14 protein-coding genes are annotated in these 13,134 nt (G+C 69.3%); 10 read left to right on the forward strand and 4 right to left on the reverse strand.

What is annotated here, in order from left to right:
- Positions 1-10 precede the first annotated feature (10 nt).
- Entirely contained in the window at positions 11-1,258 is a 1,248-nt protein-coding gene (locus tag FHY06_RS24805; protein ID WP_184606623.1) for an MgtC/SapB family protein, read from the reverse strand.
- Positions 1,259-1,361: 103 nt separating this feature from the next.
- On the opposite strand from FHY06_RS24805, the gene FHY06_RS24810 reads away from it, so the two are divergent.
- From FHY06_RS24810 to FHY06_RS24845, 8 genes are all read left to right on the forward strand, one after another.
- Positions 1,362-2,399 (forward strand): zinc-dependent alcohol dehydrogenase family protein, encoded by a 1,038-nt coding sequence (locus tag FHY06_RS24810; protein WP_184606624.1) that lies wholly within the window; start codon positions 1,362-1,364, stop codon positions 2,397-2,399.
- A 58-nt stretch (positions 2,400-2,457) separates the two neighbouring features.
- Positions 2,458-2,838: a hypothetical protein gene (locus FHY06_RS24815; RefSeq protein WP_145760001.1), complete on the forward strand. Its 381-nt coding sequence runs from the start codon at positions 2,458-2,460 to the stop codon at positions 2,836-2,838.
- Positions 2,839-2,852: 14 nt separating this feature from the next.
- On the forward strand, positions 2,853-3,533 hold the full coding sequence (locus tag FHY06_RS24820) for a PRC-barrel domain-containing protein (protein ID WP_184606625.1): 681 nt from the start codon (positions 2,853-2,855) through the stop codon (positions 3,531-3,533).
- Between the two features lie 104 nt (positions 3,534-3,637).
- Positions 3,638-3,868: a hypothetical protein gene (locus FHY06_RS24825; protein ID WP_020723310.1), complete on the forward strand. Its 231-nt coding sequence runs from the start codon at positions 3,638-3,640 to the stop codon at positions 3,866-3,868.
- Positions 3,869-3,893: 25 nt separating this feature from the next.
- A complete protein-coding gene (locus FHY06_RS24830; protein ID WP_184606626.1) occupies positions 3,894-5,120 on the forward strand; it encodes an SAM-dependent methyltransferase in 1,227 nt (408 codons plus the stop codon).
- Positions 5,117-6,478, forward strand: coding sequence for an FAD-binding oxidoreductase (locus FHY06_RS24835; RefSeq protein ID WP_184606627.1), 1,362 nt, complete (start codon positions 5,117-5,119; stop codon positions 6,476-6,478). Before FHY06_RS24830 ends, FHY06_RS24835 begins: the two co-directional genes overlap by 4 nt.
- Positions 6,479-6,626: 148 nt before the next feature.
- A complete protein-coding gene (locus tag FHY06_RS24840; RefSeq protein WP_184606628.1) occupies positions 6,627-7,466 on the forward strand; it encodes a universal stress protein in 840 nt (279 codons plus the stop codon).
- An 81-nt stretch (positions 7,467-7,547) separates the two neighbouring features.
- Positions 7,548-9,131, forward strand: coding sequence for a bifunctional aminoglycoside phosphotransferase/ATP-binding protein (locus FHY06_RS24845; protein ID WP_184606629.1), 1,584 nt, complete (start codon positions 7,548-7,550; stop codon positions 9,129-9,131).
- A 4-nt stretch (positions 9,132-9,135) separates the two neighbouring features.
- On the opposite strand, the gene FHY06_RS24850 is transcribed toward FHY06_RS24845, so the two are convergent.
- Positions 9,136-9,642: a universal stress protein gene (locus FHY06_RS24850; RefSeq protein WP_019657337.1), complete on the reverse strand. Its 507-nt coding sequence runs from the start codon at positions 9,640-9,642 to the stop codon at positions 9,136-9,138.
- Positions 9,643-9,807: 165 nt separating this feature from the next.
- On the opposite strand from FHY06_RS24850, the gene FHY06_RS24855 reads away from it, so the two are divergent.
- The gene (locus FHY06_RS24855) at positions 9,808-10,392 is read left to right on the forward strand and encodes a hemerythrin domain-containing protein (protein ID WP_019657336.1); all 585 of its coding nucleotides are present in this window, start codon (positions 9,808-9,810) and stop codon (positions 10,390-10,392) included.
- 47 nt (positions 10,393-10,439) lie between these two features.
- Here FHY06_RS24855 and FHY06_RS24860 read toward each other — a convergent pair whose 3' ends face one another.
- A complete protein-coding gene (locus FHY06_RS24860; protein WP_184606630.1) occupies positions 10,440-12,104 on the reverse strand; it encodes a PHA/PHB synthase family protein in 1,665 nt (554 codons plus the stop codon).
- Between the two features lie 167 nt (positions 12,105-12,271).
- Between FHY06_RS24860 and FHY06_RS24865 the strand changes: the two genes are divergently transcribed.
- Positions 12,272-12,736, forward strand: a complete 465-nt coding sequence (locus FHY06_RS24865; RefSeq protein WP_184606631.1) for a hypothetical protein — start codon at positions 12,272-12,274, stop codon at positions 12,734-12,736.
- 22 nt (positions 12,737-12,758) lie between these two features.
- Here FHY06_RS24865 and FHY06_RS24870 read toward each other — a convergent pair whose 3' ends face one another.
- Complete coding sequence (locus tag FHY06_RS24870; protein WP_019657333.1) at positions 12,759-13,133, reverse strand: TraR/DksA family transcriptional regulator; 375 nt, start codon at positions 13,131-13,133, stop codon at positions 12,759-12,761.
- Between the last annotated feature and the right edge of the window lies 1 nt (position 13,134).

Here is a 13,134-nt window from a genome sequence, read left to right on the forward strand (position 1 = left end):
TCGATGGGGTTCAGGCCCGCAGCCAGGCGGCCGCGATGCATGCGCAGCCCAGGCTGGTCACCAGTGCCGCGCCCACGCGCAGCGCGTAGGCGCGGCCGCCCGCGCCGAGCGCCACCGCGCACCGCGTGAGCGTGTTGGTTCCCACCGCCACCAGCACACCCTGGATGAAGAGGTCCGTCGTCAATGTGCCGGCGGCGTGCAGCGATGCGAGCGAAGCCACGGGAGCGTGCGCATCCACCAGGGCCGCGAGCGCAATGCCGGCCTGCAGCCCTGCATCGCCGAAGTGCCGCTGCGCCGAGCCCACCAGCAGCGCGACGAGCGCCAGCGCGAGCGCGACGGCCAGAGCCTCGCGCGGACGCAGCGCGCTGCGCTGCGTGGCGGGCGGCTCGACGGCCGCGGCGTCGCGCGACGTCAGCAGCGGCAACAGGCCGGCGGCCACGGCGCCCGCCGCACCGGCCAGCGCCACGGGCACCAGGGCGGCCCCCGCCTGCGGTGACAGTGCGCTCGTCATCGCGATCGCCAGCACCCAGGTCGCCACCGCCGACAGCGCCGCGGCGCCGGCCAGCAGCCCGGTATGCAGCGGCTGCGCCCGCGCGCGGTTGCCGAACGAGGCCACGGTGGCGGTGCTGGAGACGAAGCCGGACGCGAAGCCGGCACCCAGCAGGCCGCCGCGCACGCCGAGCCAACGCACGGCCGCCTGCCCGGCGGCCTGCATCGCCATGATCAGCAGCACCATCGAGGCCAGCGGCCGGGGGTTGATGCCACCAAGCACCTCGATGGGCCGCGAGGGGATGAGCGGCAGCGCGATCAGGGCGAGCGCCGCCAGCAGCACGCCGTCGTGCAGCTCCTGCTCGCTCAGCAGCTGCGTGGCGAACCGGTGCAACCTTCGGCGCGCCGCCAGCAGCAGCGCCAGGCCCGTTCCGCAGGCGGCACCCAGCGCCGGTTCGAGAACGCTCAGCACGCCGACCAGGTAGGTCGCGAAGAGGGCGATCTCGGTGGTCATGCCCGGGTCCAGCGAGCGGCTCTTCCAGTGCGACACCGCCGCCAGCGCGGCGACCAGCACGCCTCCGATGGGCACCAATGACGGGACGGGGAGGATCTGCGCGACGGCGCCGGTCAGCGCCACGATGGCGAAGGTGCGCAGCCCCGCCGCCGCGCGGCGGTCGCCGTCGCCCTTGCGGCGCTCGCGCTCGATGCCGATCACGAGGCCGACGCCCAGGGCCACGGCGAGTCCGACGATCGCGGCCGACGAGTTCATGCACGCAGTCTCTCCGCCCGCCTGGCCGCGTCAAGGCGCGCGAGCCGCAGCCCCTTGCGCTGGATCAAGGCAGCTGCCTCTTCGGGGGCCTAACGTGCGGGGCATGAAAGCACTCGTCTACCAGGGCCCCGGCCTGAAGTCGCTCGAAGACCGCCCGAAGCCGGAGATCCAGGCGCCGGGCGACGCCATCGTCCGGATTCTCAAGACCACCATCTGCGGCACCGACCTGCACATCCTCAAGGGCGACGTGCCCAGCTGCACGCCGGGACGCATCCTCGGCCACGAGGGCGTGGGCGTGATCGAGACCGTGGGCGCCGGCGTGACCGCGTTCCACCCCGGCGACCACGTGCTGATCTCGTGCATCTCCTCGTGCGGCAAGTGCGAGAACTGCCGCCGCGGGATGTATTCGCATTGCGCCACCGGCGGCTGGATACTGGGCAACACCATCGACGGCACGCAGGCGGAGTACGTGCGCATACCGCACGCCGACACCAGCCTCTACCCCGTGCCGCCGGGCGTGGACGAGGAAGCGCTGGTGATGCTCAGCGACATCCTGCCCACCGGCTTCGAGTGCGGCGTGCTCAACGGCAAGGTGGCGCCGGGTAGCACAGTGGCCATCGTCGGCGCGGGCCCGATCGGCCTGGCCACGCTGCTCACGGCCCAGTTCTACTCGCCCTCGCAGATCATCCTCGTGGACCTCGACGAGGGAAGGCTGGAGGTTGCACGCCGCTTCGGCGCGACGCACACGGTCAACAGCACCGGCGGCAACACGGCGGAGTCGGTGCTCGCGCTGACCGGCGGACGCGGTGTCGACGTGTCCATCGAGGCCGTGGGCATCCCGGCCACCTTCGTGCTGTGCCAGGACATCGTGGCGCCCGGCGGGACCATCGCGAACATCGGCGTCCACGGCCATGCGGCCGATCTTCACCTGGAGCGCCTGTGGTCGCAGAACATCGCGATCACCACGCGGCTGGTGGACACCGTCTCGACGCCGATGCTGCTGAAGACGGTGCAGTCGAACAAGGTCGATCCGTCGAGGCTGATCACGCACCGCTTCAGGCTGGACCAGGTCATCGATGCCTACGACACCTTCTCTCGCGCGGCCGAGACGCATGCGCTGAAGGTCCTCATCGAGGCATAGCGCCCGGGGCCTTGCCCTTCCTTTCTCGCCTCTTCACTTCTCTGAACGGATCCGAGCCATGTCCCTTTTCCACGCCGTCGCCTGGGTCGATCACCACGCCGCGCAAGTCTTCCAGTTCGATGCGTCCCAGGTCCTCGCGCAGCAGGTCAGGGAGCACGCCCGCTACACGCGCCAGCACGGCAGCAGCGTGCGCAGCGAACACGAATTCTTCGGCGAGGTCTGCGACGCCATGAAGGGGGTCGCGCAGGTGCTCGTTACCGGTTCCCACACGGCGCAGGCCGACTTTCGCCACTATGTCGACAAGCACAGGCCCGAAGTGGCACGGCAGATCGTCGGCTGGGAGACGGTGCAGCGCATGAGCACGAACGAGCTCGTCGCACTGGCGCGCCGGTATTTCGCGGTGCACGAGGGCATGGCCGCGCCCATGAAGGCGGGTTGATCGGGAGGCGCGGCGTGAAGATCCGCCACTTCGCCACGCTGGGACTGGTGCCGGCGCTCGTCGCCGCGGGCACAGGCATCGCGGTCGCGCAGGTGGCCGGCGTCACGCATGCGGGTGCGACCCTGACGGAGACCGGCCAGCTGATCTCGGGATGGAGCGCGAAGCAGAGCATCCTCGGGCAGGCCGTGTACGACGCCTCTGGCGAGCGCATCGGCAGGGCACTCGACCTGATCGTCGCGCCGGACAGGCGCGTGACCTTCCTGATCGTCGAGATCGGGAACTTCCCTTCGGGTTCGCGGCACCTGGTCGCCGTACCGGCCTCGCAGCTGGTGGTGCGCGGCGCCCGCCTGCTGCTGCCCGATGCCGATCGCCAGGCACTGGCACTGCAACCCGCGTTCGTCCATGCGCCGATCACCCGCACGCAGAGTGCGATCGTCGAGCAGGCGCTGCAGGACGTCGACCGGGCGGGGCGGACCCTCGCGCGGCTGGAGCGCCAGCTTGCGCTCGGCGAGGGCGGCAAGGCCCGCGCGAACCTCGAAAGACAGATCCTCGTGCTGCGGCAGGCCTCGCAGGCGGTGGAGCAGAAGGTGGCCGAGATGGATGCCGCCGATGCCGATCATTGGCAGGCCGTGGAGGCCCAGATCGGCCAGGCGGCGGCGCGGCTGCGCAGCGCGATGCGCGACGTGCCGGCCTGAAATAGGCGCAAGGCATGCTGCGCGGGCTTGATGTGTGTCAAACCGCACCCGCGGCATGTGCCTAGGATGGACTCGGCTCTCGAAGACCCAAGGAGAAAACTCTCATGCCCGCGGAACCCTTTCCTTTGATCCAGGCGCAGCCGGTCCCCCTGGACGGCAACTACCTCCAGGCCCTCGTGAACTGGCAGATCGCGGTTGCGGGCAGCGCGTTGCAGGTGCAGTTGCGGCAACTGGAATTGATGACCGACTGGCAGCGCTCCTTCGGCGCCGTGCAGCGCGAGCTCACGGACCAGTGGATCTGCAGGTTCGGCGGCGGCGTGCCGCTGGACGGCTAGGCGAAAGCGGGACCGGACGCGCCCCATGACGCTGTCGCCGCCGCTGCGCCACATGCTCGACGACCTTGGCCGGCGGTCCGCGGCCTGCTTCGCCATCGCGATGCCCGATGGCAGCCGCCACCGTGTGGGCGAGGGCACGCCGGCCTTCACGGTCGTCTTCCACACCGAGGCGGCCCTGTTCGCCACCGCGACGCGCGGCCACATCGGCCTGATGGAAGCCTATTTCGAGCGGGAGGTGGATGTCGAAGGCGATTTCGGCGCCGCCCTGGCCGCGGGCATGGCGGCCGGCTTCGATCATCGGGCGGGCGCGCTCAACGGCATCGAGAACAGCCTGCACGAGCTGCGGCACTCGAACCGGGACCCCGTCCATGCCAAGGCCAATGCCCGGGCGCACTACGGCCTGGGCACCGGCTTCTACCGCCTGTGGCTCGACGATCCGCTGATGATGTACACCTGCGGCTACTGGCCCGAAGGCACGCGCAGCCTCGAGGAGGCGCAGCGCCGCAAGATCGACCACGTCTGCCGCAAGATCCTCCTGCGGCCCGAGGACCGTTTCATCGACATCGGCTGCGGCTTCGGCGGCTTCATGTTCCGCGCCCAGGAGAAGGTCGGCGCCACGGGCATGGGGCTCAACACAGTCACCGAGCAGGTCGAGTGGCTGCGCGACGAGATCGAGCGGCGCGGCCTCGAAGCCTCGCTGCAGGTGCGCGAAGCCGACTTTCGCGACGTCGACGAGCAGTACGACAAGGTCGTCTCCATCGGCACGCTGGAGCATGCGGGCCGCGACCAGCTGCCCGAGGTGGTCCGGGCCCATGCGCAGTTCCTGAAGCCCGGCGGGCTCGGCATCCTGCATTTCATCGGTCACGTGGGCCGCTTCGAGACGGAACTCTTCATCCGCAAGCACGTGTTCCCGGGCGGCTGGATACCCAGCCTCGCCGACGTGATCATGGAGATGGAAGGCAACGGCCTGGAGGTGCTGGACATCGAGAACCTGCGCAGGCACTACGCGCCCACCCTCGATGCTTGGGCCGAGCGCTTCGAGAAGCATTGGCCCGCGATACAGCGCCTCGACCCGCAACGCTTCGACGAGCGATTCCGGCGAATCTGGCGCACCTACCTTGTCGGCTGCGCCGAGATGTTCCGCTCGCCCGCGGGCTATACGCACCTTTTCCAGATCGTCTTCAGCAAGGGCAACGTGACGCCGCGGAGCTACCCGATGGACCGTGCACACCTGTACGTGCCCGGGCCATGATCCCCGGCAGCGAAGCGCGGGCCCACGAGGCACGCAGGAGCCGCCTGCTCGATGCGCTGCGCGAGAGCGGCACGGGCCCGGCGGCACCGATCGCATTGACCAAGCGCACGTCGAACCTGTTTCGCGACCGCGAGGCCGGCGCCCGGCGAAGGATCGACCTCGGCGAGTTCGACCATGTCATCGATGTCGACGCGGCGCGCGGCACCGTCGAGGTCGAAGGCATGGCGACCTACGAGACCCTGGTGGACGCCATGCTGGCGTGCGGCGTGATGCCGGCGGTGGTGCCGCAGCTCAAGACCATCACGGCGGGCGGGGCGGTGGCGGGCGTGGGCATCGAGGCAAGCTCGATGCGTCACGGGCTGGTCCACCACACGATGCTGGAGCTCGACGTGCTGCTGCCGGACGGCCGCATCGTCCGATGCACGCCCGACAACGAGCATCGCGACCTGTTCTTCGGCTTCCCCAACTCCTATGGCTCGCTGGGTTACGCGCTGCGGCTGGTGTTGCGCACGCAGCCCGTGCTGCCGTTCGTGCGGGTGGAGCACATCGCCTGGGAGCATCCGAGTGAATTCTTCGAGGCCCTGGCGGAGGCGGCACAAGGCGATGCGGACTTCGTCGATGCCGTGGTGTTCGGCTCCCGTTCGATGGTGCTGAATGTCGCGCGCTTCGAGCAGGCCGCGCCCTGGGCGAGCAACTACGAATTCGAGCGCATCTACTACCGCTCGCTGCTTGAGATGCCCGTCGATCACCTCGCCGTTCGCGACTACCTGTGGCGCTGGGACACCGACTGGTTCTGGTGCTCGCGCAACTTCGCGGCGCAGAACCCGCTGGTACGGCGACTGTTCGGCCGCAGCCATCTCAACTCCCGCACCTACACGCGGCTGATGCGCATGAACGCACGCTGGGGCCTGACCAGGCGCTTGTCCGCGCTGCGGGGGATGCACACGGAATCGGTGATCCAGGACGTCGACATTCCGATCGGCCGCGCGCGCGACTTCCTGGCGTTCCTGCTGCGCGAGATCGGCATCCTTCCGGTCTGGATCTGTCCGGTGCGGGTGCCCGAGCCGGGCGCGGCCTTCGTGCTCTATCCGCTCGACGCGGGCACGCTGTACGTCAACTTCGGCTTCTGGGACGTGGTCGAGTGCCGGGAGGCGCACGAAGAGGGGCATTTCAACCGGCTGGTGGAGCAGGAGGTGCTCCGCCTGGGCGGCATCAAATCGCTCTATTCGGACAGCTTCTTCACGCGCGAGGAGTTCGACCGCGCCTACGGCATGGCCGCCTACGAGGCGCTCAAGCAGCGCTACGACCCCGAGGAGAGGGCGCCGCGCCTGTACGAGAAGTGCGTGCTCAGGCGCTGAGCCGACGCGGACTTGATCGTCGTCAACCTCCGTGCCCACACGGGGCGCGAACATGGACGCGGGGCCGGCATCTCCTTTCGCTAGTTGCTTCCGGCATTTCCTTCCGATTTCCGCGTCGCGACCCGGCGCACCACCTTGCGGGGCAGACATGAATTTCAGAACCATCCTCGTCCACCTGGACCGTTCCGATCGCAGCCCGGTGCGCGCGGCACTGGCCGCCCGGTGGGCGCGTTCGCACGAGAGCCACCTGACGGGCCTGATACCCACCGGCCTCTACGACGGCGTTATTCCGGCCGATGCCATCGCCACCGGCATGACCGACTACATCGCCGAATCGGCCGACTACCTGCGCCGCCGCGCCGAGGCCATCGCGCGGGAGTTCAGGCAGGACATCGCAGCCACGGGGCCGCTGTCGTACGAGGTGCAGCTGGTCGATGGCGTCACGGAGGACGCCGTGGTGCGCTACGGGCATGCCAGCGATCTCGTCGTGGTGGGGCAGGGCGACGATTCGTCCCGGCGGGACACCACGGTGCACGCCCTCGCCGAGCACGTGCTGATGGAAGTCGGCCGGCCGGTGCTCGTGGTTCCTTCGGCCGGCGAGTTCGATGGGGTGCCGAGGAACATCGTGGTCGCCTGGGACGGTTCGCGCGAGGCGGCCGTGGCCCTGCACGCGGCCTTGCCCGCCCTGCGCAGTGCGCGCGTCACGCTGCTGTCCCTGCGCCATCCGCGCGACGAGGACGGCGCGCAGCGCCTGCTGATCCACGACATGATCCAGTTCCTGCAGCGCCACGGCGTGCAGGCGCGGGCCGAATCCGAAGTCACGGAGATCGGCATTGCGGACGCCTTGCTTTCTCGGGTGTCCGACTTCGGCGCCGACCTCCTCGTGATGGGCGCCTACAGCCATTCGCGCCTTCGCGAGCGGATACTGGGCGGTGTGACGCGCCAGATCCTGTCGCAGATGACCGTGCCCGTGCTGATGGCGCACTGAGTCGGGGGTCTGCGGGGTCTTCCGGCACTGCGCCTGCACCCCGTCATCCCCTTTCGGGCTCCACCCGGCTGAAGCCGCCCCATGGACACCACATTGATCGACGCCCTGCGCGCGCAGCTGCAGCGCGAGACCGGACAGCCCGTGGCGCTGGTCGAGACGCACATTTCATGGGTGCTGCTGACGCCCACGCAGGCCTTGAAGCTCAAGAAGCCGGTGCGGCTGCCGTTCCTCGATTTCGGCACGCCGGAGTCGCGCAGGCACTTCTGCGAGGAGGAACTGCGCCTGAACCAGCGCTTCGCGCCGTCGCTCTACATCGACGTGGCGCCCGTTTGCGGCACCCCGGAGTCGCCGCACATCGGCGGCGGCGGCATGCCGATCGACCATGTGGTGCGCATGCGGCGCTTCGGCGAGTCCGCGCTGCTGCGCAACCTGGTGGCGGCGGACGCGCTGGAGCCCCGGTTGCTCGATGGCTTCGCACAGCGGCTGGCCGGCCTGCATGGACAGGCGCCGCGCGCGGCGCCTGTCTCGGGCTTCGGCGCGCCCGATGCGATCGTCCGGGCGGCGGCCGAGGTGCTGGCCTCCCTGCGCGCCCAGGTGCACGAAGGCGAAGGCCGCAAGGACGAGGGCGCTCGTGCCGCATCGCTGGCCGAGATCGGCCGCTGGATCGAGGACCAGGGCCACGCGCTGCGCATGGCCTGGATCGCCCGGCAGCAGGCCGGTGCCGTGCGCGAATGCCATGGCGACCTGCACCTGGCCAACGTGGTGCTGGTCGACGGCGCGCTCACGCCCTTCGACTGCATCGAGTTCGACCCGGCCCTGCGGTGGATCGACGTCATGAGCGACGTCGCTTTCCTCGCTATGGACCTGAAGGCCCACGGCCATGGCGAGCTCGCGTTCCGCTTCCTCGATGCATGGCTGCAGCACAGCGGCGACTACGCGGGATTGCAGGTGCTTCGGTTCTACGAGGTCTACAGGGCGCTGGTTCGGGCTATGGCGTCCGGCCTCATGCCAGGCGAACCTGGTGAGCCGGGCGATCCGGACGCAAGGAGGAAGGGGCCCGACTACCTTGCATGCGCGCGGCAGCTGGCCGCGCCATCGGAAGCGGGCCCGCGGCTGCTGATCACGCACGGCTTCTCGGGTTCAGGAAAGTCCAGCGTGGCCCGGCAGCTCCTGTGCGCCGCCGGCGCCGTGAGGGTGCGCTCCGACGTGGAGCGAAAGCGCCTCTTCAGCCTCGCACCGATGGAGCGCTCCGCCGCCGCAGGGCTGGACATCTATGGCGCGGAGGCGACCCGCCGGACCTTCGAGAGGCTGCGTGCCTGCGCCCGCGATGCCCTGCTCGCGGGCTACCCGGCGATCGTCGACGCGGCGTTCCTGCGCAGCGCGGAGCGGCGCAGCTTCGAGGCCCTGGCCACGGAACTGCGCGTGCCCTTCTCGATCCTGGACTGCAGCGCCACGCCGGCCACGCTGCGCCACCGCGTGACCGAGCGGGAGGCCGCGGGCGCCGACGCATCGGAAGCCGGGCTGGCCGTGCTGGAGCGCCAGCTGGCCACGCACGAGCCGCTGGATGCGGACGAACGCCGGGCCGCGATAGAGGTGTCCACCGAAGAGGCTGTCGACATCGCGCAGCTGCTGGCGCAATGGCGCTCGGCGGGCTTCGGCTGGTGACCCTTCACTGGCTGGCCAGCTCTCCGCTGGGCAGCTTGAACCTTTCGTGCTCGGCCTTCGCACTCTCGGGCGCGCGCACCAGCAGCACCGGCACGGGCGACAGGCGCAGGATGTGTTCCGCGCTGCTGCCCATGACCCAGCGACCGAGCCCCCGGCGGCCGTGGGTGCCGATCACGATCAGGTCGGCCTTCCAGGATTGCGCCTGGGAGATGACCTGGTCGTGCACGCTGCGCTTGAAGCTGTCGAGCACCATCGCATCGACTTCGACACCTTCCTGGGAAGCCTGGTTCTGGCCCTCCTCGAGCAGCTTCCTTGCGTTGGCATGAAGCTCTTCCGACCAGTTGCCCGCATAGCCTGCGTAGGCATCCATGGTCAGCGCGAACGAGAGTTCGTCGATCACATGCACCAGGCGCAGGCGCCCGCCCGTGAGCTTGGCCAGCTGAATGGCTTCCGCCAGCCCGCGGCTGGAGGTGGAACTGCCGTCGATGGGAACAAGAATCCGCTGGTACATGGCACGACTCCGGCTTGTTGGTTGAGGTTGCTCCAGTATCCGGACGTACGTTCGACGCGGCTTGACGTCGATCAAGGGACGGACCCGCGGCAGGCCGGACTTGATATGGAACAAGCCCTTGCGCGGCGAAAGCGCGACCCTCGGAGCATGCACAGGAACACTCTCATGCCCCACGCCACCGTCCGCATCATCCGGCAGGAGCACGCCGCGCTCGCCGCCATGCTCCGATCCATCGTCATGCTGCTCGAGCAGCACCGCAGGAAGGGCACGCTGCCCGATTTCGCGACGCTCAGGGCCATGCTGTTCTACGTGGACGAGTTTCCGGAGAAGCGCCACCACCGCAAGGAGACCGAGCTGTTGTTTCCCAAGCTGCGCGCCAGGACGCCGATCTCGCGGGAACTGCTCGACAGGCTCGACAGCGACCATGCCAGGGGCGAACGCCGGATCCGCAACGTGGAGCACGCGCTGCTCGCCTTCGAGATGCTGGGCGAGCCGCGGCGCGAGGAGTTCGAGAAGACCGTCGGCGAATACGTCGACTTCTACCTCGATCACATGGCGCTGGAGGAGCGCGAGATTCTGCCCTTGGCCGAGCGGGTGCTGACCGAAGACGACTGGCGCGACCTGGACGAAGCTTTCGCGCAGAACCGCGACCCGATGACCGGCCACGTGCCCGACCTGGAATACAACGCGCTGTTCACCCGCATCGTCAACATCGTGCCCGCGCCCATCGGGCTGGGGCCGGCGCTGTAGGGCCGGCCGCCCTTTCCATCCATTTCTCCGGCCTTCTTCTCTGCTGCTCATCGCACCAGCACGTAGGTGCCGGGCGCATCGCACAGCGCAGCGAGCCCGCGGCGCGGCGCGCCCATCGTGGGCGGGCGGCGCCTGGGGCCCGAGCGCGCCGCGAGCCATTGCTGGAATGCGGGCCACCACGACCCATCGACTTCGCGCGAGCGGTCGAGGAACTCGTCGGGCGCGACGTACGCGCCATGCCTGGGCCGGTGCAGCATGCGAAAGCTGCGGTGCGCATGCCCGGGTTCGCTCACGATGCCCGCGTTGTGCCCGCCTTCGGTGAGCACGAAGCTCAGCTCGGCGTCGCACAGCAGGCTGAACTTGTAGACGGAGCGCCAGGGCGCGACGTGGTCCGTGCGGGTGCCGAGCAGGAAGACAGGCAGGTCGATGTCGCCAAGCGATACCGGCCGGCCGTCGACGAGGTAGTGGCCCTCGGCCAGCGCGTTGTCGAGGAAGAGGCTGCGCAGGTAGTCGGCGTGCATGCGGTAGGGCATGCGCGTGCCGTCCGCGTTCCATGCCATCAGGTCGTTCAGCGCCGGGCGTTCGCCGAGCAGCCAGGTGCGCACCCATGGCGCCCAGATCAGTTCGCCGGGGCGCAACGACTGGAAGGCCGCTGCCATCTGTGCAGCGCCGAGGAAACCCTGGTGCGCCATGATGTTCTCCAGGAAGGCGAGCTGGCTCTCGTCGATGAACAGGCCGATCTCGCCGGGCTCGGTGAAGTCGGTCTGCGCGGCCAGCAGCGAGAGCGAGGCGAGGCGGTCGTCCCGGTCGCGCGCCATTGCCGCCGTCGCGATGGCCATCAGCGTGCCGCCGAGGCAGTAGCCGAGCGCATGCACGCGGTGGCCGGGCATCACGGTCTCGATGGCGTCGAGACTGGCGCGGATGCCCAGCCGCAGGTAGTCGTCCATCCCGAAGCCTGCGTCCGAGGCATCGGGGTTCTTCCAGGAGACGGCGAATACCGTGTGGCCCTGCCCGACGAGGTAGCGGATCAGCGAGTTGTGTGGCGAGAGATCCAGCACGTAGTACTTCATGATCCAGGCGCTGATGACCAGCACCGGCTCTGCATGCACTGTCGGCGTCGCAGGCGCGTACTGGATGAGTTCGACGAGCTCGTTGCGCATGATGACCTTGCCCGGCGTGAGCGCCACCTCGTGCCCCGGCCTGAACTTTTCCGCGCCGTCCGGCGGCATCCCGAGAGCGCCTCGCAACAGGTCCTGCGTGCCTTGCAGTGCGCCGGTGAACAGGTTCATGCCCGCGGTGGCTGCGGTCTTCTTCAGCACCTGCGGATGGGTCGCGGGGAAGTTGGCCGGCGACACCATCTCGAGCCATTGCCGCACGGTGAAGGCCACCAGCTGGCCGTGGTGCCGGTCCACGCCGGGCACATCGCCAACCAATTCGAGCAGCCGCCGTCCGACAGCTTCGAAGGCCTCGCGGTAGGCGCAGAAGGGCCACGGCGCCCAGTCGTCCCCGGTCAGCCTTGGGTCGTGCGCCTGCGCCTGCGCGCAGGGCAGGGCCTGGTGCAGCGCCAGGCTGGCGCCACGCCCGGGCTGGGTCGCGAAATGGATGGCCCAGTCGGACCACGCCAGCATCAGCGCCGCCGGCGACATGCCGCCGCCGAGCCGGCCCCAGGCAGCGTGAAGCAGGCGGTCGAATTCATTGTGTGGGCGGGTCACTCCAGCTCCTTTGGGGAAACGCGCCCCGGGGATTGCGGGCGCCGCGCTGAAGTCTGCTGTGCCGCGCGCAGATCGCCTTGCGCAGCGTCAAGGTCGCGCCGACGGGGTGCTTCTACGCTTCCGACGTCTTGCCGTTTCAAGCCATCCCAACCCCATCGGAGCGCAACATGCCGATCAAGATCGTCGATCTCTCCGCCCGGTCCAAGGTGATCCGGGACGAACCCTTCCACATGCACTTCTGGCAATGCTCGCCCGCCGAGTTCCGGACCTACCTCGGCCGGCCACGCGAGTTCCTGCACCGGCTCGGCATCGTGGTGCCCGGCGAGTGCCGGATCGAAACGACCATCGAGAACCACGACTGGCTCGAACACGAGGCGCCAGAGTTCGTGAGCGAGGGCGGCAACGACACGGTGATCTGCAACCTGGGCAGCGGCGCGGCCACGCGCTCGGTGTACCGGGTCGTGAGCTTTGCGCGCGACAAGGCATCGACCGGAAATGTCGAGAAGACCCTGCTGCACCCGACGGATCGCCAGCAGGTCAAGGAGTCGAAGGCCTCGTCCGAGCCCAAGGCCAAGGCCAAGGGCAGGAAGGCGAGGAAGGGAAAGGGGAAGAAGGCGGGCGAGGAGCGGTGAGGCAGCCTGCCCGGTCGCCGCTTCAGCGGCGCTGATGCGATTCGATGGCCGCCTGGCAGGCCGCGCAACGGATCGCCGTGGGCTGCGCGAACAGCCGGGCGCGCGGAATCTCGGCGCGGCAGTCCTCGCAGACGCCGTAGCGGCCGTCCGACAGGCGCGAGAGCGCGAGCTCGATCTCTTCCAGCCGGGTGCGGTCGATCTCGATCTCGGCCAGGTGCACGTCGGCCGCGCGCTCCGCTTCGGCGTCGTCGGCATGGGTCGTCACTTCGCGGCCGCCGTCGGCGGACAGCAGTTCGGCCGTGGGGGCCGAGGCGCGGAGTTCATCGAGAACCTGCCGCTTCATCGACTCGAGTTGCCGATGGAGGGTGCGGCGGTCGGTGGCATCGAGGTGTTTCATG

This window comes from Variovorax atrisoli (assembly GCF_014195185.1).
In the GTDB taxonomy this organism is placed as follows: Bacteria; Pseudomonadota; Gammaproteobacteria; order Burkholderiales; family Burkholderiaceae_C; genus Variovorax; species Variovorax atrisoli.